This is a genomic window from Protaetiibacter mangrovi, assembly GCF_024752305.1.
GTDB lineage: Bacteria > Actinomycetota > Actinomycetes > Actinomycetales > Microbacteriaceae > Homoserinibacter > Homoserinibacter mangrovi.
On record NZ_JANTHX010000005.1, the window covers coordinates 274963 to 296875 of the forward strand.

A 21913-nucleotide genomic window follows, 5' to 3' on the forward strand; every position below is an offset into this window, starting at 1 on the left:
CGGCAAGCCTAGGGTTGGTCACGTGACCGACGAGCCCCTCCCCGAAGAGCACTACACCCACGGCCATCACGAGAGCGTGCTGCGCTCGCACATCTGGCGCACCGCGCTCAACTCGGCCGCCTACCTGCTGCCGCACCTGCGGCCGGGCATGAGCATCCTCGACGTGGGCGCCGGCCCCGGCACCATCACGGTCGACCTCGCCGAGCTCGTGGCGCCCGGGCGCGTGGTGGGCGTCGACGCCTCGGCCGAGGTCGTCGAGCAGGCGCGCCGGCATGCCGCCGAGCGCGGCGTGACGAACGTCGAGTTCGTCGTGGCCGACGCCTACGCGCTGCCCTACGCCGACGGGGAGTTCGACGTGGTGCACGCGCACCAGGTGCTGCAGCATCTCGCCCGTCCCGTGGACGCCCTGCGCGAGTGGCGCCGGGTGGTCGGCTCGGACGGCTTCGTCGGCGTGCGGGAGTGCGACTACGGCGGGGTCGTCACCTACCCGACGACGCCGGGTCTCGCGTCGTGGGCCGGTCTCTACCAGCAGGTGCACCGCAGCAACGGCGGCGAACCGGATGCCGGGCGCCGCCTCAAGGCGTGGGCGCGTTCCGCGGGGTTCGCGGCCGTCGACTCGACGGCATCCGTGTGGTGCTTCGCGACCGACGACGAGCGCGCCTGGTGGGGCGGCATGTGGCGTGACCGCGTGCTCGCCTCGGCGTTCGCGGGCGACGCGCTCGGCAAGGGCTTCGCGTCGCGTGCCGACCTCGAGGCGATCAGCTACGCCTGGGCCCACTGGGCGGAGGACCCGGACGGCTGGATGGTGTTCCCACACGGCGAGATCATCGCCCGCGCCTAGTCCAGCAGGTCGCGGTGCACCGAGCCGTCGTGCGCGAGGCGCAGCACGGTGCCGTCGCGCCGCCCTGAGCCTGTCGAAGGGTCGAGCTCGACCACGGGGCGCCCCTCGAGCCAGGTGAGGGTCCAGCGCCAGGCGGCGGTGTCGACGTCCGCGAGCTCCGCCTCGACTTCGCGGATCGCGGCGACCATCGCATCCGGCACCCGAGGGGGCACCTCCCCGCCCACCGGCCAGCGCGTTCCGAGCTGCATCAGCCGCGGATCTCGTAGGTGACCCAGCGGGTGCGGGTGGCGACCTTGTCGTAGAGCGCCTGCGCGGTCGCGTTGGTGTCGGCGGTGATCCAGCGCAGCGACCCGCCGGTGCCCGCCGCGAGCTGCGCGAGGTGCGCGATGAGCGCCCGCCCCGCACCGGTGCCGCGCACCTCGGGGTCGACGAACAGGTCGTCGAGGAACCAGTCGCGCCCGCCGGAGAAGGTGTCCGGATGCGAGCGGTAGTGCGCGATGCCGACGATCGCGCCGTCGCGCACGGCGACGAGCCCGTCGATGCCGGAGCCCTCCGCGAGCAGCTGCTCCCACACCCGGTCGAGCACCTCGTCGGTGAACGCGGTCTCGTAGAAGACCCCGTAGTCGGCGAACAGCGTGCGCCAGCGCGCCGCATCCGCCGGGGCGACGGGCCGCACGACGGTGTCCACGCTCAGACCTCCGCGACCTCGGCGAGCACGACGTCGCTCACCGCGACCTCGTCCGCCGCCACCAGGTCGAGACGCTCGATGCGGCCGACGGCGCGCAGGTCGTCGGCCGCCTCCGCGAGGATCGCCGGACCGGCGAGCGTCGCCGAGGTGACGGGCGTCTTCTGCGAGGCCTTCGCATCCGTCTTGGCGCGGCGGATGCCGATGAGCGCCGCACTCGTCGCGGTGAGCAGGCCGCGCGGTGCGTCGTCCGCGCCGAGCTCGAGCACCGTCGGCCAGCTCGCCGTGTGCACGGAGCCCGCGTGGGTCCAGCGCCACACCTCCTCGGTCGCGAACGGCAGCACGGGGGCGAGCAGGCGCAGCATCACGTTGATCGCCGCGCGCAACGCCGCCACGGCGGAGGCCTGACCGGCGCCCTCTCCCGTGTAGGCGCGCTCCTTCACGAGCTCGAGGTAGTCGTCGCAGAAGGTCCAGAAGAACTGCTCGGTCACCTCGAGGGCCCGCGCGTGGTCGAAGGACTCGTACGCCCGGGTCGCCTCGTCGACGACCCGCGCGAGCTCGGCGAGCATGTCGGCGTCGAGCGGTTCCGAGACGGCGGCGCCGTCGGGGTAGGGGAAGGAGTAGACGAACTTGGCCGCGTTGAGCACCTTGATCGCGAGCCGGCGGCCGATCTTGATGGTCTTCGGGTTCTGCGGGTCGAAGGCCGCATCCGTGCCGAGCTTCGACGACGCCGCCCAGTACCGCACCGCGTCCGAGCCGTGCTCGTCGAGCATGCTCTGCGGGGTGACCACGTTGCCCTTCGACTTCGACATCTTCTTGCGGTCGGGGTCGACGATGAAGCCCGAGATGCCGGCGTGCGCCCAGGGCGTCGCCCCGTGCTCGAGCCGGGCGCGCAGCATGGTCGAGAACAGCCAGGTGCGGATGATGTCCTGGCCCTGCGAGCGCAGCGCGTACGGGAACACCAGCTCGAACAGCTCCGGGTCGTCGACCCAGCCGCCCGCGATCTGCGGGGTGAGGCTCGAGGTGGCCCAGGTGTCCATGATGTCGAGCTCGCCCACGAAGCCGCCGGGCGCCCCGCGCTGGGCCTCGTCGTAGCCGGGCGCGGTGTCGGAGGACGGGTCGATCGGCAGCGACGCCTCGTCGGGCACGATGGGCCGCTCGCGCTGCACCTCGCCGTGCTCGTCGAGCGGGTACCACACGGGGATCGGCACGCCGAAGAAGCGCTGGCGCGAGATGAGCCAGTCGCCCGTGAGGCCGCCGACCCAGTTCTCGTAGCGCACCCGCATGAAGTCGGGGTGGAAGCGCAGCTCCTTCCCGGCCGCGAGCAGCTCCTCGCGCAGCTTCTCGTCGCGGGCGCCGTTGGCGATGTACCACTGCCGGGTCGAGACGATCTCGAGCGGCTTGTCGCCCTTCTCGAAGAACTTCACCGGATGCGTGATCTTGCGCGGCTCGCCGATGAGGTCGCCCGACTCGGCGAGCAGCTCGACGATGCGCGCCTTGGCGCTGAACACGGTCTTGCCCGCGAGCTCGGCGTAGGCGGCGCGGCCGGCATCCGTGAAGAGGGGCTCCGCGGGTGCCTCGGGCAGCAGGCGGCCGTCGAAGCCGATGATCGCGCGGTTCGGCAGGTCGAGCTCGCGCCACCACACCACGTCGGTCACGTCGCCGAAGGTGCAGATCATGGCGATGCCGGAGCCCTTGTCCTGCTGGGCGAGGTGGTGCGCCACGACGGGCACCTCGACCCCGAAGATCGGGGTCGTGACGGTCGTGCCGAACAGCGCCTGGTAGCGCTCGTCGTCGGGATGCGCCACGAGCGCCACGCAGGCGGGCAGCAGCTCGGGGCGGGTGGTCTCGATCTCGATGGTGCCGCCGTCCGGGCGGTGGAACGACACGCGGTGGTAGGCCGCCGGCTGGTCCTTGTCCTCGAGCTCGGCCTGGGCGACCGCGGTGCGGAAGGTCACGTCCCACAGGGTCGGCGCATCCGCCTGGTAGGCCTCGCCGCGGGCCAGGTTCCGCAGGAACGCGCGCTGTGCGGCGCGCTGCGCCTCGTCGCCGATCGTGCGGTAGGTGAGCGACCAGTCCACCGACAGGCCGAGCGTGCGCCACAGCTCCTCGAACTGCACCTCGTCTTCGGCGGTGAGCTTCTCGCAGAGCTCCACGAAGTTGCGGCGCGAGATCGGCTGCTGGTCGGCGGCCTTGCCGCTCGAGCCCTCGCCGCCCTGGAGCGGCGGCACGTAGCCGGGCACGTAGGGGAGGGTGGGGTCGCAGCGCACGCCGTAGTAGTTCTGCACGCGGCGCTCGGTGGGCAGGCCGTTGTCGTCCCAGCCCATCGGGAAGAACAGGTGCTTGCCGCGCATCCGCTGATAGCGGGCCATCAGGTCCATGTGGGTGTAGCTGAACACGTGGCCGATGTGCAGGCTGCCGGAGGCCGTGGGCGGCGGGGTGTCGACGCTGAACACCGCGTCCTTGCCGGCGGCGAGGGCCGCATCCCGATCGAACCGGAAGGTGCCCTCGCGCTCCCACACCTCGCGGAAGCGGGCTTCGAGCCCTTCGAGCGCCGGTCGTTCGGGGATGGCGGGGGTGATGGCGTCGTTCATCGCGGGGTGCTCCGGTTCGATATATGCGGCACCGCGTCCAGGGGTGCCTGAGTGTGGGGTGCCCCGATTCTACCGGTCGATGTGGGCATAGACATGTCTGCGCCCTCGTGGACACCCGCGCGCCGGTGTCCATCGAGCCGGAGACATGTCTGTGCGGATCGAGGTCAGGTCTCGCGGATCACGACGGTCTCGGACTGGGTCGAGCCGTCGGCGAGCAGCACCGTGATCGTGTAGCGCTGCTGCAGGTCGGGCTGGCCGCACTGGTAGTCGAAGTCCATCGTGTAGTTGAGCGGGAACTCGCCGTACGGGTCGGCGCGTGCGTCGTCGGTGCCGACCCCGAACCACAGCGTCTCGCCGCTGGCCGCCCAGCTGAACTCGACGGTGACCGCGCCGCCGCCCTGCCCCGTGCAGTCCACCTGGGTGGTCGAGGCCGTGTAGCTCGTGATCGCGTCGGCCGGAGGCGGGGGAGGAGCGGTCGTCTCGGTCGGCGTGGGTGTCGGCGTGGGCGTGGGCGTCTCCGATGCGGTGGGCGTCGGAGTCGGGCTCCCGGTGTCGGTCGGCGTCGGGTTCGGCGACCCGGACGCGACGGCGAGCCAGATGAGCACGCCGATGAGCGCGAGCAGCAGCACACCCGCGATGACCGCGAGCGTGATGATGAGCGGCTTCTGGTCGCGCCCGCCTCCGGATGCCGCGGGCGGTGCGGGAGGAACGGTGCCGGCGGGCGGGACGGTGCCTCCCGCGGCCGTGGTGTCGGTCGCCGCGGCGAAGCGCTCGGTGGGAGCGTCGGCGGCAGGCGTTCCGGCGGGCGGCGTTCCGGCGGGCGGACCGGCCTGCGGGGGAGGGGTGCTGCCCGGCGGCGGGAAGCCCTCGGGGTAGCGCTGCGTGGGGGTGTCGTCGCTCATGGTCGGCTCCGCGGCTCTCGAAGGATGCTCCGAGCCTACGGCCGTGGGTCGCCGGAGTCATCATCAGTTGTAATAGTGAAACTAGAACAATAGGATGGCGGGGTGCTCATCCGTGTCGACCCGGGATCCGGGGTGGCGATCTACGACCAGATCGCCGCATCGGTGCGCGCGGCGGCCGCCCGCGGGGCGCTGCGCCCGGGCGAGAGGCTGCCCGCCGCCCGAGAGCTCGCCGACGCGCTCGACATCAACATCCACACGGTGCTGCGCGCGTACCAGGACCTGCGCGACGAAGGGCTCGTCGACCTGCGGCGCGGCCGCGGCGCGGTCGTCACGGAGGCCGCGAGCCGCGGGGCGCCGATCCTCGAGGCCGTACGCGCACTGGTCGCCGAGGCGCGGAACGAAGGCGTCGGCGCCCAGACCCTCATCTCCCTGATCCGCGAGGAGTACCCCGCATGACCGACACCCGTTCTCCGCGCACCCGCCTGCCGCTCTCCGTCTGGGTGGTGACGGTCGCGCTGCCGCTCATCGTCGCGGCGGTCGCCGTCGCGCTCCAACTGGCCTGGCTGCCCGAGCTGCCCGATCCGATCGCCATCCACTGGGGTCCCGACGGCGCACCGGACGGCTTCGCGCCCGCCTGGGCGTCGATCGCCCTCACCGGCGGGCTGGCGCTCGGCCTCACCGGGCTCTTCGCCCTCATCCTGGGGCTCGCGCGGGGCGCCGGACCGACCGCGACGCACAAGCTGCTGGCTGTCGTCTCGCTCGGCGAGGCCCTCTTCACGGGCGTGCTCGTGACCGCCTCCGTCGGTCTGCAGCGCGGCGTCGCCGACGCCTCCGCCGCGCCCGACCTCGGGCCGTGGGTCGCGATCGGCCTCGGCGCCGCGGTGCTCGCCGGGATCGCCGCGTGGTTCGCCCTGCCGCCGGCGGTGCGTCCGGACGCGGATGCGGTGCCCGCCCGCCCGATCGCCCTCGCGCCGGGGGAGCGCGGCGTCTGGATCGCCACGACGCGCGTCTCCTCGGGGGCGGTCGCCATCATCCTCGTGGCCGTCGGCGTGGCGCTCGCGGCGTCGGTGTTCGCCGCCGTCGCGACGGACGGGGCCCTGTGGCCGGTGCTCTTCGTGCCGCTGCTGCTGCTCGTGCTCGTCTGCATCGGCGTCGCCTGGCGGGTGCGGGTGGACGCGTCCGGCCTCGCGGTGCGGTCCCTCCCGCTCGGCTGGCCGCGGGTCGTGATCGCCGCGGGCGACATCGCGGAGGTGGCGACGGAGCACGTCGAGCCGCTCGCCGAGTTCGGCGGCTGGGGGTGGCGCTGGGCGCCGGGACGCAGCTTCGGGGTGGTCACGCGCAGCGGCCCCGCCATCCGGGTCACCCGTCGCGACGGCCGCCGCTTCACCGTGACCGTCGACGACGCCGCGACGGGAGCGGGCCTGCTCGCCACCTCGTCCTCGAGCGCTACCGAAACCGGCGAGCGCGGCCCGCAGACCGGTAGCGCTCGCCGAGACCGGTAGCGCTCGCGGAAGCGGGATAGAATCCCAGCACAGACCTCGATCCGGCCATCACCGGGGAGTCCTCGGAAGAAAGCCCCGCGAGGGGCGAGTAGAACCGAGCGGGTGCGCCCGTCATCGCGTGAACGAGCGGTCGACCCCGGTCTCGTGAGAGGCGGAGTCGGCAAGCGAGGTGGTACCGCGGCATCCGTCGTCCTCGTGCAGAGCAGCCCAGAACGCACAGCACGGACGGACCAGATGAGCTACCCCCGACACGCCGCCGCAGGTGACACCCCCGCCGAGGGCGTTCCCGCGTCCCCGCGTTTCCCGGCCATCGAGCGCGACATCCTCGCCTACTGGAAGCACGACGGCACCTTCGAGGCGTCGATCGCCGAGCACGAGGGGGCCCCCGAGTGGGTCTTCTACGACGGCCCGCCGTTCGCCAACGGCCTGCCGCACTACGGCCACCTGCTCACCGGCTACGCGAAGGACGTCTTCCCGCGCTACCAGACCATGCGCGGCAAGCAGGTGCACCGCCGCTTCGGCTGGGACACCCACGGGCTCCCGGCCGAGCTCGAGGCGATGCGCCAGCTCGGCATCACCACGAAGGACGAGATCGAGCAGATGGGCATCGGCGCGTTCAACGCGAAGGCGCGCGAGTCGGTGCTGCACTACACGCAGGAGTGGCAGGACTACGTCACGCGCCAGGCGCGCTGGGTGGACTTCGAGAACGACTACAAGACGCTCGACGTGACGTTCATGGAGTCGGTGCTGTGGGCCTTCTCGCAGCTGCACGCGAAGGGCCTCGCCTACGAGGGCTTCCGCGTGCTGCCGTACTGCTGGAACGACGAGACCCCGCTCTCGAACCACGAGCTGCGCATGGACGACGACGTCTACCAGATGCGTCAGGACCAGTCGGTCACGGTGACCTTCCCGCTCGTCGGCGAGAAGGCGGAGGCGCTCGGCCTCACCGCGGTGGCCGCGCTCGCCTGGACGACCACCCCCTGGACGCTGCCGACCAACGCCGCGCTCGCCGTGGGTCCGGAGATCGCCTACGCCGTCGTGCCCGCGGGCCCGGCGGGCGCCGCCAACGGTCTCGAGGGCGACGCGGCGCGCTTCCTGCTCGCCGCCGACACCGTGGCCGCCTACGCGAAGGACCTCGGCTACCCGGATGCCGCATCCGCGGTCGCCGCCGTCGAGCGCACCGTCGCGGGCGCCGAGCTCGGCGGGGTGCAGTACGACCGACTGTGGGACTACTACGTCGACCAGTACGGTCCGGCGGCGTTCACGATCCTGGTTGCCGACTACGTCGCCACGGGCGAGGGTACCGGCATCGTGCACCAGGCGCCTGCCTACGGCGAGGACGACCAGCTGACCACCGCGGCGGCCGGCATCCCGGTCGTGCTCTCGCTCGACGACGGCGGCCGGTTCCTGCCCGCCGTGACGGATGTCGCGGGGCTCCGCTGGGACGAGGCGAACAAGCCCCTCATCCAGAAGCTGCGGGCCGAGAAGCGCCTGCTGCAGCTGAAGAGCTACGAGCACAGCTACCCGCACTGCTGGCGCTGCCGGAAGCCCCTCATCTACAAGGCCGTGTCGAGCTGGTTCGTGCGGGTGCCGGAGATCAAGGAGCGGATGCTCGAGCTCAACCAGCAGATCAACTGGGTGCCCGAGAACGTCAAGGACGGCCAGTTCGGCAAGTGGCTCGCGAACGCCCGCGACTGGTCGATCAGCCGCAACCGCTACTGGGGGAGCCCGATCCCGGTGTGGAAGTCGGACGACCCCGAGTACCCGCGGGTCGACGTCTACGGATCGCTCGAGGAGCTCGAGCGCGACTTCGGGCGCCTGCCGCTGGACGAGAACGGCGAGCCGAACCTGCACCGGCCCTACATCGACGAGCTGACCCGCCCGAACCCCGACGACCCGACCGGCCGCAGCACGATGCGCCGCATCGAGGACGTGCTCGACGTGTGGTTCGACTCGGGCTCGATGCCGTTCGCGCAGGTGCACTACCCGTTCGAGAACCGCGAGTGGTTCGACGGCGCCGACGGGGAGGAGGGGCACAACCCCTCCGACTTCATCGTCGAGTACATCGGGCAGACCCGCGGCTGGTTCTACGTGATGCACGTGCTCGCGACGGCGCTCTTCGACCGCCCGGCCTACAAGAACGTGCTGAGCCACGGCATCGTGCTCGGCTCCGACGGTCAGAAGATGTCGAAGTCGCTGCGCAACTACCCCGACGTCTCCGAGGTCTTCGACCGGGATGGCGCGGATGCGATGCGCTGGTTCCTGCTGTCGGGTTCCGTCATCCGCGGCGGCAACCTCATCGTCACCGAGGAGGGCATCCGCCAGGGCGTGCGCGAGGTCATGCTGCCGCTCTGGTCGAGCTACTACTTCTTCACCCTCTATGCGAACGCGAGCGAAGGCGGCTACACCGCCACCCGCCGAACCGACTCCGCGCATCCGCTCGACCGCTACCTGCTCGCCAAGATGGGTGACGTGGTCCGCGAGGTGACCGAGCGGCTCGACGACTTCGACACCCCGCTCGCGAGCGCGGCGCTGCGCGAGTTCGCCGAGGTGCTCACCAACTGGTACGTGCGGCGCAGCCGCGACCGCTTCTGGGCGGGCGACGACCCGGGCGCGTTCGACACCCTGTACACGGTGCTCGAGACGTTCACCCGGCTCGCGGCCCCGTTGCTGCCGCTCGTGGCGGAGGAGATCTGGCGCGGTCTCACCGGCGGGCGCAGTGTGCACCTGGAGGACTGGCCGGACGCATCCGAGTTCCCGCTCGACGCCGAGCTCGTGCGGTCGATGGACCGCGTGCGCGAGATCGCGTCGTCGGGTCTGGCGCTCCGCAAGGCGCAGAAGCTGCGGGTGCGGCTGCCGCTCGCGGCGCTCACCGTGGTCGGGGCGGACGCCGACGCGCTCGCCGGCTACGCCGACATCCTGCGCGACGAGCTGAACGTGAAGTCGCTCGCCCTGGTGCCGCTCGTCGAGTCGAGCCTCGCCGACTTCGGCATCACGAGGCGCCTGTCGGTCAACGCGCGCGCCCTCGGGCCGCGCATCGGCAAGGACGTGCAGCGGGTCATCCAGGCCGCGAAGTCGGGCGACTGGTCGGTCGACGGCGACACGGTCGTCGCGGGTGGCGTCGAGCTCGTGACGGGGGAGTACGAGCTGGAGCTCACCGTCGCCGACGCGTCGAGCGCGATCGCGTTCCTGCCGACCGGCGGTTTCGTGGTGCTCGACACCGCGGTCACCCCGGAGCTCGCCGCCGAGGGCTTCGTGCGCGACTTCATCCGCCGCGTGCAGCAGGCCCGCCGCGACGCGGGGCTCGAGGTGACCGACCGCATCGCGCTCGAGGTGGAGGCGTCCGCATCCGCAGCCGCGGCGCTGGAGTCCCACCGCGCGCTCGTCGCGGACGCCGTGCTCGCGACCTCGTTCGAGGTGCGGGCCGTCGAGGCGGTCTCGGCGGGCGAGTGGGCCGACCACGAGTCCGACCCCGAGTCCGGCGACAGCGCGTTCCGGCTGGCCCGCGCATGACGGCCTCCATCCGTCACACGGATTCCTTGATTCGGGTTGCAGGGCTCCGTGATTTGGGAGACTGGACGGGGAGGGAGCTCGCATGAGCGCAGACGACGACGCGCAGAGCGCCTACGACGAGGCCGAGGCCGCCGAGCACCGGGCGGCGGCGGATGCGGCGTACGCCGAACTGCTGGGCCGGGTCGGCGAGGGGGCGCCGCGACCGCGGCTCGAGCCCACCCGCCGAGCCGTCGAGCTGCTCGGCGACGTGCACCGGGCCGCCCCCGTCGTGCACATCACCGGAACCAACGGCAAGACCTCGACCAGTCGCATGATCGAGTCGCTGCTGCGCGCCACCGGGCTGCGCACGGGCCTCCTCACGAGTCCGCACCTCGTGCGGGTGACCGAGCGCATCATGATCGACGGCGAGCCCATCAGCGACGAGGCGTTCGCGCGCAACTGGGACGACGTCCGCCCCTACCTGCTCATGGTCGACGCCGAGCTCGCCGCCGACGGCGAGGAGACGCTGACCTTCTTCGAGGCCCTCACCGTGCTCGCCTTCGCGAGCTTCGCCGACGCCCCCGTCGACGTCGTCGTGCTCGAGGTGGGCATGGGCGGCGAGTGGGACTCGACGAACGTCGCCGACGGCCAGGTCGCCGTGTTCACCCCCATCGCCCTCGACCACACGCAACGGCTCGGCTCGACGGTCGCCGAGATCGCCCGCACCAAGGCCGGCATCATCAAGCCCGCCTCCTCGGTCGTCACCGCGATCCAGCCCATCGAGGCGCTCGACGAGCTGCGCTCCGCGGCGCTGCAGGACGAGGCGACGGTCGCCATCGAGCGCGCCGACTTCGCGCTCGAGTCGACGACGGTCGCGGTCGGCGGGCAGGTCGTCGACATCCGGGGCCGCGCCGGGCGCTACCGCGACGTGTTCCTGCCGCTCTACGGCGACCACCAGGCGCAGAACGCGACGATCGCGGTGGCCGCGGTCGAGTCGTTCCTCGGCGACGGCACGCTCGCCCTCGATCCGGATGTCGTGGCCGAGGGCCTCGGACGCGCCACCTCGCCCGGTCGCCTGCAGCTGGTCGGCGTCGAGCCCACGGTGCTCGTCGACGCCGCGCACAACCCGCACGGCGCGGCAGCCCTCGCGACCGCCCTGCGCGAGTACTTCGACTTCGACGAGTTCGCGATCGTGCTCGGCGTGCTCGCCGACAAGGACGCCCACGGGATCGTGCGCGAGCTCGCGGTCGTCGCGAGCCGTGTCGACGTGACCCGGCCGCAGTCCGACCGCGCGCTGCCCGCCGAGGAGCTCGTCGAGCTCGTCCGTGAGGACGTCGAACCGGATGCGGTGCGTCTGCACGACGACGTCGCCGACGCGGTCGAGGCGGCCCGCGAGTGGGCGGCCCAGTCGCCGCGGCGTGCCGTCGTCGTCGCCGGCTCCATCACCCTCGTCGGCGAGGTCATCGCGCTCGCCGAGGCGGAGGGCTGGAAGTAGTGGCCCGCATCCGGCGCGAGCGCTCGCTCACCGAGACGCTGCTGTCGATCACGCTCGGGCTCGAGGCGGCCATGATGTTCTTCGCCTCGCTCGTGATCTTCGGCCTCGACCGCCTCGACCCCGACTGGCTCGCGTTCGTCTACGGGGGGATCTTCATCCTGCTGCTGGTCGCCGCCGCGGGGGTGCAGCGTTGGCGCTGGGGCATCGCGTTCGGCGCGGTGCTGCAGCTCGCCCTCATCGCCTCCGGGTTCATCGAGCCCGGCATGTTCCTCGTCGGTGCGCTGTTCGTGGCCCTGTGGGCGTACTGCCTCGTGCGCGGACACCAGATCGACACCGCCAAGGCCGCCTGGCTCGCGGGCCAGACCGCCGCAACCCCCGCCCCGGAAGAAGGAGACGCCCCATGACCGACGTCGAAGAGACCCTCGTGATCGTCAAGCCCGACGGCGTGGCCCGCAACCTCACCGGCGAGATCCTGCGCCGCATCGAGGCGAAGGGCTACCAGCTCGTCGACATCCGCCTGCTGCAGGCGGATCGCGAGCTGCTGGCCGCCCACTACGAGGAGCACGAGGGCAAGCCGTTCTACGAGCCCCTCGTCGAGTTCATGCAGTCCGGTCCGGTCGTCGCGATGCGCGTCGCGGGCAACCGGGTGATCGAGGGATTCCGCTCGCTCGCCGGCACCACCGACCCCACGAGCGCGGCGCCCGGCACGATCCGCGGCGACCTCGGCCGCGACTGGGGCCTCAAGGTGCAGCAGAACCTGGTGCACGGCTCCGACTCGCCGGAGTCGGCGGCGCGCGAGCTGGCGCTCTGGTTCCCGGTCGGCTGATGGGAGAGCCGGGCGCCCCGATCGCGCTCGCGACCCTGCCCAACCTCCGCGACGCGGGCGGCTGGCCGACCGTCGACGGGCGACGGGTGCGCACCGGCGTGCTCTACCGCTCGACGGCGCTCGACCGCCTCGCCGGGGCGGATGCGGATGCCGTGGCCGCCCTCGGCATCCGCTGCGTCGTCGACTTCCGCACCGCCACCGAGCGCACGAACCAGCCGGACCGCCCGCCCGCCGGGGTGCGTGAGCTCGTCGAGGACGTGCTCGCCGACTCGCAGATCGCGGTGCCCGCCCAGATGCAGGCGTTCTTCCGCGACCCGGCGCGTGCGGCGACCTTCCTCACGGGTGGGGGAGCGGCCGAGGCGATGCGCGCCGCGTACCGCGAGTTCATCACCCTGCCGAGTGCGCGCTCGGGTCTCGCGTCGTTCTACCGGCTGCTGCTCGACGACGCGGACCTCCCCGTGCTCTACCACTGCACGACCGGCAAGGACCGCACCGGGTGGGCGACGGCCGCGCTGCTGACGCTGCTCGGAGTGTCGGAGGACGACGTCTACCGCGAGTACCTGCTCACCAACGAGCAGCTGCTGCCGGTGCTCGAGCCGCTGTTCGAGCGGTTCGCCGCCCACGGCGTCCCCCGCGAGCAGCTCGCCCCCGTGCTCGGCGTCGACCGCGCGTACCTCGACGAGTCGTTCGTCGCGGTGCGTGCGGCGTTCGACACGATCGAGCGCTACTTCGCCGAGGGTCTCGGCATCACCGACGCCGAGCAGCGGCAGCTGCGCGACCGCCTGCTCGTCTGAGGGACCTCAGCCCTGCAGCTTGGCGATCTCCGCGTTGACGAAGTCGTCGAAGCTCTGGTTCGAGTTGTCCCACTTGGTGCCGTTGATGACGACCGTCGGGGTGCCCGAGATGCCGGAGCGCGCCGTCGCCGAGGTCACCCACGGCGTGAAGCTCTCGCCGTTGATGCAGTCGACGACGTCCTGGTCGTCGACGCCGGCACCCGTCACGATGTCGACGAGGTCGGCGTTGCTGAGGCCCACCCCGCCTTCGTCGGCCTGGTTCGCGTACATGGCGCTCATGACGTCGAGGAACTGCTCGGGCGCGTAGTTCGCCACGCAGGCGCCGACGTTGTTGGCGCGCGTCGCCACCTCGCGGCCCGTGAAGGCGTGGTCGAGGATCGCGACCGGGTGCACCTCGAGGGTCGCGCTTCCGGAGGCGACGAGCTGCTGGATGCTGTCGGAGTACGCCTGCTCGAACTGCTGGCAGATCGGGCAGGTGAAGTCGACGTAGGTGACGATGTTGAGCAGCCCGTCGCGCGGGGTGGTCGCCACCGGGTCGGCGCCCTTCGCGATGGCCTTCGTCGGTACGTACTGCACGCCGTCGTCGCCGTCCGATTCGAACAGGATGCCGTCGCTGATCATGTTCTCGGGGCCGGCCTCCTTCTTGGGCGGCGGCTGGAGGGCGATGACGGCCCAGACGACTCCGGCGACGATCGCGATGATCGCGACCGAGGCGATCGTCGGGATGAGCCACTTGAGCAGCTTCTGTCGCTGCTGCTGCTTCTCGCGGGCGACGCGGGCGGCCTCGCGGGCCTCCTCACGGCGCTGGTTCTTGGTGGGCCTGGGCGCGTTGGTCACGGGTGGAATCCTGAACGGTCGGGATCGGAGGACGCTGGGAAGGTGCGGGACGAGTCTACGGGGCTCAGAACAGGCTCTGGATGACGGGGAACTGCGTCTGGGCGATGACGAAGATGACGAGCATCACGACGATCGTGATGGGCGCCACCCACGGCAGCAGGGCGCGTCCCGCGCGTCGGGCGCCTGCGCCGAAGACCCCGTCGGCCATGTTGCGGAAGGTCACCGCGAAGAACGTCGGATACGTGACCGACCACGTGAGCACGCAGTAGGGGCAGAGGGTGCGCAGCTCGCCGATCGACTGGGCGGCGAGCCAGATCACGAAGACGACGGCGAGCCCGACGACCGCGTTGAAGACGATCCAGTACCAGCGCGGGAACTTCGCGCCCGCGAGCACCGAGACGCCGACCACGATGGGTGCCATCCAGCAGATGAGCCCGATGATCGGGTTGGGGAAGCCGAACAGCGAGCCCTGCCACGATTCGAGGTTCTTGCCGCACTGCACGAAGACGCTCACGTTGCAGCTGAGGATCGCGTCCGGGTTCTTCAGCACCTCGATCTTCTCGAGGGTGAGCGCGAAGGCTGCGAACTCGCCGATCAGTCCCGCCAGGATCAGCCAGATGCCGAAGATCCACGGGCGGCGGGCGGGCGCATCCGGAGCCTCGTCATCGAGGATGTCGTCGTCGAATTCGTCCTCTGGATCGAGTTCGGCGGCGGTGGCGGCGACGTCGGTCATGGCCCGATCCTGCCACGCCGTGCATGAGGAAATGCCGCGAACGGCATCGGCGTGCGATAATCGTCGCAGTCGCCCCCCGTGGGCTGACGACAAAGCTTGACCGGGCATACCGGGCCAGCGGATGCTCTCGCCGCGTCGAGGGACATCCAGACGGATAGCCAGTTCCGACTGCGGTGAGAGCGCAGGCGCTGTGACAGGGCGCGCGACCGACCGCCTGTGCGAGGTCGCTGAACAGACAAAGGATTTGCATCCCGTTCCGACGGGAAGGCACGAGAGTACCCGGAGGCCGGCGCGGCCGCCCCGGGCGAGGAGTGCACCAGCGATGGTGGAGAACGACGCACCCGGAACTCCCGTCGAGGAGGTCCCCCCGACCGAACAGGCCGAGCAGACCGGTCAGGCGGAGCAGGCCCCCGCCGCCGAGAAGCCGAAGAGGGCACCCCGCAGCCGGGCGAAGAAGGCGAAGGCCGAGCCGGAGGTCCCCACGGAGACGCCGGCGACTGCCGAGGCCGTCGCCGAGGACGCGGCCGACGGGGGCTCCCCGTTCGCACTGCTGTTCCAGGCGCCCCCGCCCCCGCCTCCGGGTGCCGCCGCACCGGCGGTCGCCGACGAGGAGGCGCCTGCCGGCTCGTCGCGTCGCCGCACCCGGCGCCGTTCGGGGGAGGCCCCGCGCGAGGGCGACGACGCCCCCGGCACGACCGTGCGGGTGCGCCAGCCGCGCAAGCAGCCCGAGCCCATCACCGAGCCGCAGAAGGTGAAGGGTTCGACCCGTCTCGAGGCGAAGAAGCAGCGTCGCCGTGACGGCCGGGACGCCGGTCGCCGGCGCCCCGTCATCACCGAGGCCGAGTTCCTCGCCCGTCGTGAGTCGGTCGACCGGCAGATGGTGGTGCGCTCGAAGTTCGGCCGCATCCAGATCGGCGTGCTCGAGGACGGCGTGCTCGTGGAGCACTACGTCGCCCGCGCCGCGGATGCCAGCCTCATCGGCAACGTCTACCTCGGTCGCGTGCAGAACGTGCTGCCGAGCATGGAGGCGGCGTTCGTCGACATCGGTCGCGGCCGCAACGCCGTGCTGTACTCCGGCGAGGTCGACTGGGAGGCCGCCGCGGCCGCCGCCGAGGAGGCCGGTCGGGAGAAGAACCAGGCCCGCAAGATCGAACTCGCGCTCAAGCCCGGCGACCGGGTGCTCGTGCAGGTCACGAAGGACCCGGTGGGCCACAAGGGCGCCCGCCTGACCAGCCAGATCAGCCTCCCGGGCCGCTTCCTGGTGTACGTGCCCGGCGGCTCCATGAACGGCATCAGCCGTAAGCTCCCCGACACGGAGCGCGCGCGCCTCAAGAAGATCCTCAAGGAGGTGCTGCCGGACGACGCGGGCGTCATCGTGCGCACCGCCGCCGAGGGCGCCACCGAGGAGCAGCTGACCCTCGACGTGCAGCGGCTCACCTCGCAGTGGGCCGAGATCCAGCGCGCCGTCGAGACCCAGCAGGCGCCCGCCCTGCTGCACTCCGAGCCCGACCTGCTCGTGAAGATCATCCGCGACGTGTTCAACGAGGACTTCCAGAAGCTCGTCATCGCGGGCGACGACGCGCAGGCGACGATCGAGAAGTACCTCACGGCCGTCGCCCCCGACCTGCTCGACCGCGTCGAGATCTACTCCGACGAGGTCGACAGCTTCGACAAGCACCGCATCACCGAGCAGATCGAGAAGGCCCTCGAGCGCAAGGTGTGGCTGCCGTCCGGCGGGTCGCTCATCATCGACCGCACCGAGGCGATGACCGTCATCGACGTCAACACCGGCAAGTTCGTGGGATCCGGCGGCAACCTCGAGGAGACCGTCACCAAGAACAACCTGGAGGCCGCGGAGGAGATCGTGCGCCAGCTGCGGCTGCGCGACATCGGCGGCATCATCGTGGTCGACTTCATCGACATGGTGCTCGAGTCGAACCGCGACCTCGTGCTGCGCCGTCTCGTCGAGTGCCTCTCGCGCGACCGCACCAAGCACCAGGTGGCCGAGGTCACCTCGCTCGGGCTCGTGCAGATGACCCGCAAGAAGCTCGGCCTCGGGCTCGTCGAGTCGTTCAGCGAGACCTGCGAGGTCTGCGCCGGCCGCGGCATCATCGTGCACCACGACCCGGTGTTCAAGCACCGCGGACCGCAGGCCGAGCAGCCCTCGGGCGGATCGTCCCGTTCGCGTCGCGGTCGCGGCGGCAACGGCAACGGCGGCGGGAACGGCAACGGCGGCGGCAACGGGGGAGCGGCATCCGCCCCCAAGGCCGGCGGTGGCACGCACGAGATCACCGACGACGTGCGCAACGCCCTCGCGAAGATCGCCGCGAAGACCGTGCACCACGACGAGCACGCGGAGCCCGCCCCCGAGCAGGTCGCCGAGGCGGTCGCGGAGGCGCCGGTCGAGATCCTCGACATCCCGATCGAGCCGGTGCGGGGCGAGAAGCCGCGCGTCGCCGACGCGGATGCCGTGCTCGGCTCGGTGCTCGACGCCCTCCCCGAGCCCAAGAAGCCGGGTCAGGGTCGCTCGCGCCGCTCGCGTCGCGCCTCCTCGTCGGCGGGTTCGCCCACCCAGGCGGAGTGATCAGCGCCGCTTGTCCTTCTGACGCACCCGCAGCCCCGCCTCCTGCAGACGGCGCAGCAGCTCGCGTCCGGTGACCGCCTCGGCGCCGAGCGCGAGCAGCTGCTCGCGGCGCCCGAGCGGGTAGTCGTAGTGGTCGTGGTCGAATCCGCGCTCCGGGATGCCGGCGCGGCGCGCGAAGGCGTGCAGCTCCTCGAGTGAGGTGTCGGAGACCAGGTGTCCCCAGACGGTGCCGTGATTCGGCCAGATAGGCTCGTCGATCAGCACCGCCATGTCGCGATCATAGGAGCAGCCGCGTCGTCGTCGCCCGCCGTCGCCCCGAAGGGCCCCATCCGTCCCGCGCTGATCACCGCCGGTGTCGTCGCCGTCGCGCTCGTGCTCATCGAGATCGTGAACATCCTGTTCGGGCAGCTGCCGTGGCAGTTCTTCTACGGCGGCAACCCGGCCGACACGATCACCGGGCTCGGCTGGTCGCTGTTCGGATTCGTGCTGCCGTTCGCGGTCGGCGTCTGGCTCTCGCTCTGGCTGATCCTCCCCGTCGTTCCGGGTCAGCGGCTCGTCACGGTGCTCATCCGGGCGGTCGTCGCCTCGACGGCGGGCGCGGTGCTCGCCTTCCTGCTGGGGATCCTCATCCGTCTCGTGCAGTCGGGATTCCAGGACTTCGTGCAGCAGCTCGTCGGCAACCTGTTCGGCATCGTCTCGACCGCCGTCGTGAACGCGCCGCTCGTCGCCCTGGTGCTCGTGATCCAGCACCTCGTGCTCGCCGCGGGTCGCCGCGCCTGAGTGCTGCTCCCGAATCAAGGAGTCCGGCAACCCGAATCAAGGAACGCGGTCCGGATTCCGGCGACATCCGCCCCACGGGTTGACTCTGCTCACACCGACTCCTTGACTTGGGTTGCCGGACTCCTTGATTCGGGAGCCGGACGCATCGGCACGAGGGAGTCGCCATGACCGAGACCACCACCACCCCGTCGGCACCCGTGGAGACCGCCGCCCGGGATCCGCGGCGGGCGCTCGTCGTCGCGGCCCTCGTCGCGGGCGTGCTCCTACTCGAAGTCGTGGTCGGGTTCCTCGAGTCGTGGGCGTTCTCGTCGCAGAATGTGCTGTTCACGACGGGCGTGCTGCTGCCCCGACTGCTCGTCGGGATCCTGCCCCAGACGCTCGGGGTGTTCCTCGTGTTGTGGGCGTGGCCGGCGCGCCCGGGGGAGCGGATCCGGATGGTGCTGGCCCGCGCGCTCGTCGCCGCGTTCGCGGGGTGCCTGGCCTCCGTGCTGGCGGGGATCGTGTACCAGGTCGTGAGCTACGGGGTCGCGTTCTCGGACCTCGGCGCCCTGCCGTACGCCCCCTTCGGCGGGTTCGTCACCTCGGTCGTGGCCCTGGCCCCGGTGGTCATGCTCGCGGCGCTCCTGCAGTGGGCGATCGGGCGCGGCGCGCGGGTCTGAACGCCTTTTGCGGGAACGGCCCGCGTCGGCTATTCTTGACCCTTGGTGTCTGCGCCGTAGGGCGCGAATCTCGATGCCGTGCGTCCTCAGGGCGCGAGCCCTCCGGGGCACAGACTTCCATCCATACGTAAGGAACTCCCGTGGTTTACGCAGTTGTGCGCGCCGGTGGTCGGCAGGAGAAGGTCGAGGTGGGCTCGATCGTCGTGCTCGATCGCCTGAAGGCCGAGCAGGGCGGCAAGGTCGAGCTCACCCCCGTTCTCTTCGTCGACGGTGACACGATCACGCACGACGAGAAGGCCCTCGCGAAGGTCAAGGTGACCGCCGAGGTCATCGGCCACGAGCGCGGCAAGAAGATCGTCATCCAGAAGTTCAAGAACAAGACCGGCTACAAGAAGCGCCAGGGCCACCGCTCGGAGCTCACCCGCGTCAAGATCACCGGCATCAAGTAAGCAGGGGCTGAAGACATGGCACACAAGAAGGGCGCATCGTCCACCCGCAACGGTCGCGACTCGAACGCGCAGCGCCTCGGCGTCAAGCGCTTCGGCGGTCAGGTCGTCAAGGCCGGCGAGATCATCGTCCGCCAGCGCGGCACCCACTTCCACCCCGGCGTGAACGTCGGCCGTGGTGGCGACGACACCCTGTTCGCCCTCGAGGCGGGCTCGGTCGAGTTCGGCACCAAGGGCGGCCGCAAGGTCGTCAACATCGTCACCCCGGCGTAGTCGCCCGGCGACGTAGCTTTTTCGCGAAGGGCGGGCTGAGGCTCGCCCTTCGTCGTTTGTACCGACCGACCACACAGATCAGGAGCAGCGGATGGCGACCTTCGTCGACCAGGTCACCCTGCACCTGCGCGCGGGCCACGGCGGCCACGGATGCGTCTCGGTGCGCCGCGAGAAGTTCAAGCCGCTCGCCGGTCCCGACGGCGGCAACGGCGGCCACGGCGGCGACATCGTGCTGGTCGCCGACCCGCAGGTCACCACCCTGCTGAACTACCACCGCGCCCCGCACCGCGTCAGCGGCAACGGCGGCCCCGGCATGGGCGACCACCGCTCGGGCTACCAGGGCGAGGAGCTCGTGCTGCCGGTGCCGGTCGGCACGGTCGTCTCCGACCCCGACGGCACCCAGCTCGTCGACCTCGTCGAGCCGGGCATGCGCTTCATCGTGGCCGACGGCGGTCAGGGCGGGCTCGGCAACGCGGCGCTCGCCACCACCAAGCGCAAGGCGCCCGGCTTCGCGCTGCTCGGAACCCAGGGCTTCGAGGGCGATGTCGTGCTCGAGCTGAAGACGGTCGCGGATGTCGCGCTCGTCGGCTACCCGAGCGCCGGCAAGTCGAGCCTCATCGCCGCGCTCTCGGCCGCGAAGCCGAAGATCGCCGACTACCCCTTCACGACCCTGCACCCGAACCTCGGCGTCGTCGAGGCGGGCGAGGTCCGCTACACGATCGCGGATGTGCCGGGTCTCATCGAGGGCGCGAGCGAGGGCAAGGGGCTGGGCCTCGAGTTCCTGCGGCACGTGGAGCGCTGCACGGCCCTGCTGCACGTGCTCGACTGCGCCACCCTCGAGCCCGGCCGCGACCCGATCTCCGACCTCGACGTGATCCTCGGCGAGCTGGCCGCGTATCCGGTGCCCGAGGGGCAGACGCCGCTGCTCGAGCGTCCGCAGCTCATCGCCCTCAACAAGGTCGACGTGCCCGACGGTCAGGAGCTGGCCGACTTCGTGCGCCCCGAGCTCGAGCAGCGCGGCTACCGCGTGTTCGAGGTGTCGGCGGTCAGCCATGGCGGGCTGCGCCAACTCTCGTTCGCGCTCGCCGAGCTGGTCGAGGCCGACCGTGCCGCGAAGGCCCAGACGCCGCCGCCCGCGCGCATCGTCATCCGTCCGAAGGCCGTGAACGAGGTCGAGTTCGAGGTGAAGGTAGAGGGCGGCACCGAGACCACCTACCGCGTCGTCGGCGCGAAGCCCGAGCGCTGGGTCGAGCAGACCGACTTCACCAACGACGAGGCCGTCGGCTACCTCGCCGACCGGCTCGCGAAGCTCGGCGTCGAGGAGCAGCTGTTCGAGAAGGGCGCCGTGCCCGGCTCCACCGTCGTGATCGGCGAGATGGTGTTCGACTGGGAGCCCACGCTCACCTCGACCGCCGAGCTCATCACCTCGCCGCGCGGCACCGACGCGCGCCTCGACGAGAACCAGCGCGCCACCCGTGCGGAGCGGCGCGAGCGCTACCACGAGCGGATGGACGCCAAGGCCGCCGCGCGCGCCGAGCTCGACGCCGAGCGCGAGGCCGGCCTGTGGGCCGACGACGAGGACGACGAGCCGTTCGACGACGGCGACGTCGAGGTGTTCGGGCCGGGGGAGGGCCGATGAGTCCCGAGGCGCTGCGCGGGGCGATCGCGGATGCGAAGCGCATCGTCGTGAAGGTCGGCTCGAGCTCCATCTCGGGCGCGAACGTCGGCCAGATCGAACCGCTCGTCGACGCCCTCGCGGCAGCCCACGAGCGCGGCGCGGAGGTCGTGCTGGTGTCGTCGGGCGCCATCGCGAGCGGCATGCCGTACCTGCGCCTCGACTCCCGCCCCACCGATCTGGCGACCCAGCAGGCCGCGGCCGCCGTCGGGCAGAACCTGCTCATCTACCGCTACCAGGAGTCGCTGCGCCGCTACGCGATCGTCGCGGGGCAGGTGCTGCTCACCGCCGGCGACCTGGAGAACCCGACGCACCGCGGCAACGCCCAGCGCGCCATCGAGCGGCTGCTCGACCTGCGGATCCTGCCGATCGTCAACGAGAACGACACGGTCGCGACCCACGAGATCCGCTTCGGCGACAACGACCGGCTCGCCGCGCTCGTCTCCGAGCTCATCGACGCCGACCTGCTCGTGCTGCTCTCCGACGTCGACGCGCTCTACACCCGGCCGCCGCAGGAGCCGGGGGCGCGGGCGATCGACTTCGTGGCGTTCGACGACGACCTCGCGGGGGTCGAGCTCGGCGACATCGGCGCGGCAGGCGTCGGCACCGGGGGTGCGGGCACCAAGATCGCGGCCGCGAAGCTCGCCGCCGCCTCCGGCACGGCCGTGCTGCTCGCGTCGACCGCGAACGTCGCCGACGCCCTCTCGGGCGCCGAGACCGGCACCTGGTTCGAGCCCGCGCCCGCCGCTGATTGAGTAGCGGCCGCAGGCCGCGTGTCGAAATCAGCCTCGCTAG

The 21913-nt window shown here is 71.5% G+C and carries 22 protein-coding genes; 15 read left to right on the forward strand and 7 right to left on the reverse strand.

The genetic code is table 11. The features are described from left to right. The first annotated feature begins 22 nt into the window (after positions 1-22). Entirely contained in the window at positions 23-841 is an 819-nt protein-coding gene (locus NUH29_RS06215; RefSeq protein ID WP_258798160.1) for a class I SAM-dependent methyltransferase, read from the forward strand. Here the strand turns inward: NUH29_RS06215 and NUH29_RS06220 are convergent. The 4 genes from NUH29_RS06220 to NUH29_RS06235 form a co-directional block, all read right to left on the reverse strand. Next, positions 838-1089, reverse strand: coding sequence for a hypothetical protein (locus NUH29_RS06220; RefSeq protein ID WP_258798161.1), 252 nt, complete (start codon positions 1087-1089; stop codon positions 838-840). The genes NUH29_RS06215 and NUH29_RS06220 overlap by 4 nt on opposite strands. Further along, a complete protein-coding gene (locus tag NUH29_RS06225) occupies positions 1089-1529 on the reverse strand; it encodes a GNAT family N-acetyltransferase (protein WP_258798163.1) in 441 nt (146 codons plus the stop codon). The genes NUH29_RS06220 and NUH29_RS06225 overlap by 1 nt, the downstream gene beginning before the upstream one ends. A 2-nt stretch (positions 1530-1531) precedes the next feature. Then, the gene (gene valS / locus NUH29_RS06230; protein ID WP_258798164.1) at positions 1532-4120 is read right to left on the reverse strand and encodes a valine--tRNA ligase; all 2589 of its coding nucleotides are present in this window, start codon (positions 4118-4120) and stop codon (positions 1532-1534) included. 164 nt (positions 4121-4284) lie between these two features. Further along, complete coding sequence (locus tag NUH29_RS06235; RefSeq protein ID WP_258798165.1) at positions 4285-5022, reverse strand: hypothetical protein; 738 nt, start codon at positions 5020-5022, stop codon at positions 4285-4287. 102 nt (positions 5023-5124) lie between these two features. Between NUH29_RS06235 and NUH29_RS06240 the strand changes: the two genes are divergently transcribed. The 7 genes from NUH29_RS06240 to NUH29_RS06270 all read left to right on the forward strand — a co-directional run bounded on the left by NUH29_RS06240 (position 5125) and on the right by NUH29_RS06270 (position 13131). Continuing rightward, on the forward strand, positions 5125-5478 hold the full coding sequence (locus tag NUH29_RS06240) for a GntR family transcriptional regulator (RefSeq protein ID WP_258798166.1): 354 nt from the start codon (positions 5125-5127) through the stop codon (positions 5476-5478). Then, the gene (locus tag NUH29_RS06245; protein WP_258798167.1) at positions 5475-6524 is read left to right on the forward strand and encodes a DUF1648 domain-containing protein; all 1050 of its coding nucleotides are present in this window, start codon (positions 5475-5477) and stop codon (positions 6522-6524) included. The genes NUH29_RS06240 and NUH29_RS06245 overlap by 4 nt, the downstream gene beginning before the upstream one ends. A 234-nt stretch (positions 6525-6758) precedes the next feature. After that, positions 6759-10037 carry an isoleucine--tRNA ligase gene (ileS, locus tag NUH29_RS06250; RefSeq protein WP_258798168.1) on the forward strand — a complete coding sequence of 1093 codons (3279 nt, stop codon included), beginning with the start codon at positions 6759-6761 and terminating at the stop codon, positions 10035-10037. Between the two features lie 82 nt (positions 10038-10119). Next, entirely contained in the window at positions 10120-11511 is a 1392-nt protein-coding gene (locus tag NUH29_RS06255; protein WP_258798169.1) for a bifunctional folylpolyglutamate synthase/dihydrofolate synthase, read from the forward strand. Further along, positions 11511-11915, forward strand: a complete 405-nt coding sequence (locus NUH29_RS06260; RefSeq protein WP_258798170.1) for a DUF4233 domain-containing protein — start codon at positions 11511-11513, stop codon at positions 11913-11915. Before NUH29_RS06255 ends, NUH29_RS06260 begins: the two co-directional genes overlap by 1 nt. Further along, complete coding sequence (gene ndk, locus NUH29_RS06265; protein ID WP_258798171.1) at positions 11912-12337, forward strand: nucleoside-diphosphate kinase; 426 nt, start codon at positions 11912-11914, stop codon at positions 12335-12337. Before NUH29_RS06260 ends, ndk begins: the two co-directional genes overlap by 4 nt. Next, positions 12337-13131: a tyrosine-protein phosphatase gene (locus tag NUH29_RS06270; RefSeq protein WP_258798172.1), complete on the forward strand. Its 795-nt coding sequence runs from the start codon at positions 12337-12339 to the stop codon at positions 13129-13131. The genes ndk and NUH29_RS06270 overlap by 1 nt, the downstream gene beginning before the upstream one ends. A gap of 6 nt (positions 13132-13137) precedes the next feature. On the opposite strand, the gene NUH29_RS06275 is transcribed toward NUH29_RS06270, so the two are convergent. Together NUH29_RS06275 and NUH29_RS06280 are read right to left on the reverse strand one after the other, a co-directional pair. Continuing rightward, positions 13138-13968, reverse strand: a complete 831-nt coding sequence (locus tag NUH29_RS06275; RefSeq protein WP_258798173.1) for a DsbA family protein — start codon at positions 13966-13968, stop codon at positions 13138-13140. 64 nt (positions 13969-14032) lie between these two features. After that, a complete protein-coding gene (locus NUH29_RS06280; protein WP_258798174.1) occupies positions 14033-14701 on the reverse strand; it encodes a vitamin K epoxide reductase family protein in 669 nt (222 codons plus the stop codon). A 322-nt stretch (positions 14702-15023) separates the two neighbouring features. Here NUH29_RS06280 and NUH29_RS06285 point away from each other — a divergent pair, with 322 nt between their 5' ends. Next, on the forward strand, positions 15024-17285 hold the full coding sequence (locus tag NUH29_RS06285) for an Rne/Rng family ribonuclease (protein WP_258798176.1): 2262 nt from the start codon (positions 15024-15026) through the stop codon (positions 17283-17285). Here NUH29_RS06285 and NUH29_RS06290 read toward each other — a convergent pair whose 3' ends face one another. Continuing rightward, positions 17286-17555, reverse strand: coding sequence for a DUF4031 domain-containing protein (locus tag NUH29_RS06290; protein WP_258798177.1), 270 nt, complete (start codon positions 17553-17555; stop codon positions 17286-17288). A 102-nt stretch (positions 17556-17657) separates the two neighbouring features. Between NUH29_RS06290 and NUH29_RS06295 the strand changes: the two genes are divergently transcribed. The 6 genes from NUH29_RS06295 (at position 17658) to proB (ending at position 21873) form a co-directional block, all read left to right on the forward strand. Then, complete coding sequence (locus NUH29_RS06295; protein ID WP_258798178.1) at positions 17658-18065, forward strand: hypothetical protein; 408 nt, start codon at positions 17658-17660, stop codon at positions 18063-18065. A 164-nt stretch (positions 18066-18229) separates the two neighbouring features. Further along, entirely contained in the window at positions 18230-18724 is a 495-nt protein-coding gene (locus NUH29_RS06300; protein WP_258798179.1) for a hypothetical protein, read from the forward strand. A 140-nt stretch (positions 18725-18864) separates the two neighbouring features. Beyond that, a complete protein-coding gene (gene rplU / locus NUH29_RS06305) occupies positions 18865-19173 on the forward strand; it encodes a 50S ribosomal protein L21 (protein ID WP_258798180.1) in 309 nt (102 codons plus the stop codon). A gap of 15 nt (positions 19174-19188) precedes the next feature. Continuing rightward, positions 19189-19443, forward strand: a complete 255-nt coding sequence (gene rpmA, locus NUH29_RS06310; RefSeq protein WP_147901231.1) for a 50S ribosomal protein L27 — start codon at positions 19189-19191, stop codon at positions 19441-19443. 91 nt (positions 19444-19534) lie between these two features. Beyond that, positions 19535-21082 carry a GTPase ObgE gene (gene obgE / locus NUH29_RS06315; RefSeq protein ID WP_258798181.1) on the forward strand — a complete coding sequence of 516 codons (1548 nt, stop codon included), beginning with the start codon at positions 19535-19537 and terminating at the stop codon, positions 21080-21082. Further along, the gene (gene proB, locus NUH29_RS06320; protein ID WP_258798182.1) at positions 21079-21873 is read left to right on the forward strand and encodes a glutamate 5-kinase; all 795 of its coding nucleotides are present in this window, start codon (positions 21079-21081) and stop codon (positions 21871-21873) included. Before obgE ends, proB begins: the two co-directional genes overlap by 4 nt. Positions 21874-21913 lie beyond the last annotated feature (40 nt).

Bases quoted from the DNA above. Each gene is read 5' to 3' on its own strand.
- NUH29_RS06235 (WP_258798165.1), bottom strand. From the start codon at position 5,022: ATGAGCGACGACACCCCCACGCAGCGCTACCCCGAGGGCTTCCCGCCG.
- NUH29_RS06285 (WP_258798176.1), top strand. From the start codon at position 15,024: ATGGTGGAGAACGACGCACCCGGAACTCCCGTCGAGGAGGTCCCCCCG.
- valS (WP_258798164.1), bottom strand. From the start codon at position 4,120: ATGAACGACGCCATCACCCCCGCCATCCCCGAACGACCGGCGCTCGAA.
- rpmA (WP_147901231.1), top strand. From the start codon at position 19,189: ATGGCACACAAGAAGGGCGCATCGTCCACCCGCAACGGTCGCGACTCG.
- ndk (WP_258798171.1), top strand. From the start codon at position 11,912: ATGACCGACGTCGAAGAGACCCTCGTGATCGTCAAGCCCGACGGCGTG.
- NUH29_RS06300 (WP_258798179.1), top strand. From the start codon at position 18,230: ATGACCGAGACCACCACCACCCCGTCGGCACCCGTGGAGACCGCCGCC.
- NUH29_RS06220 (WP_258798161.1), bottom strand. From the start codon at position 1,089: ATGCAGCTCGGAACGCGCTGGCCGGTGGGCGGGGAGGTGCCCCCTCGG.
- NUH29_RS06245 (WP_258798167.1), top strand. From the start codon at position 5,475: ATGACCGACACCCGTTCTCCGCGCACCCGCCTGCCGCTCTCCGTCTGG.
- obgE (WP_258798181.1), top strand. From the start codon at position 19,535: ATGGCGACCTTCGTCGACCAGGTCACCCTGCACCTGCGCGCGGGCCAC.
- ileS (WP_258798168.1), top strand. From the start codon at position 6,759: ATGAGCTACCCCCGACACGCCGCCGCAGGTGACACCCCCGCCGAGGGC.
- NUH29_RS06255 (WP_258798169.1), top strand. From the start codon at position 10,120: ATGAGCGCAGACGACGACGCGCAGAGCGCCTACGACGAGGCCGAGGCC.
- NUH29_RS06290 (WP_258798177.1), bottom strand. From the start codon at position 17,555: ATGGCGGTGCTGATCGACGAGCCTATCTGGCCGAATCACGGCACCGTC.
- NUH29_RS06270 (WP_258798172.1), top strand. From the start codon at position 12,337: ATGGGAGAGCCGGGCGCCCCGATCGCGCTCGCGACCCTGCCCAACCTC.
- proB (WP_258798182.1), top strand. From the start codon at position 21,079: ATGAGTCCCGAGGCGCTGCGCGGGGCGATCGCGGATGCGAAGCGCATC.
- NUH29_RS06280 (WP_258798174.1), bottom strand. From the start codon at position 14,701: ATGACCGACGTCGCCGCCACCGCCGCCGAACTCGATCCAGAGGACGAA.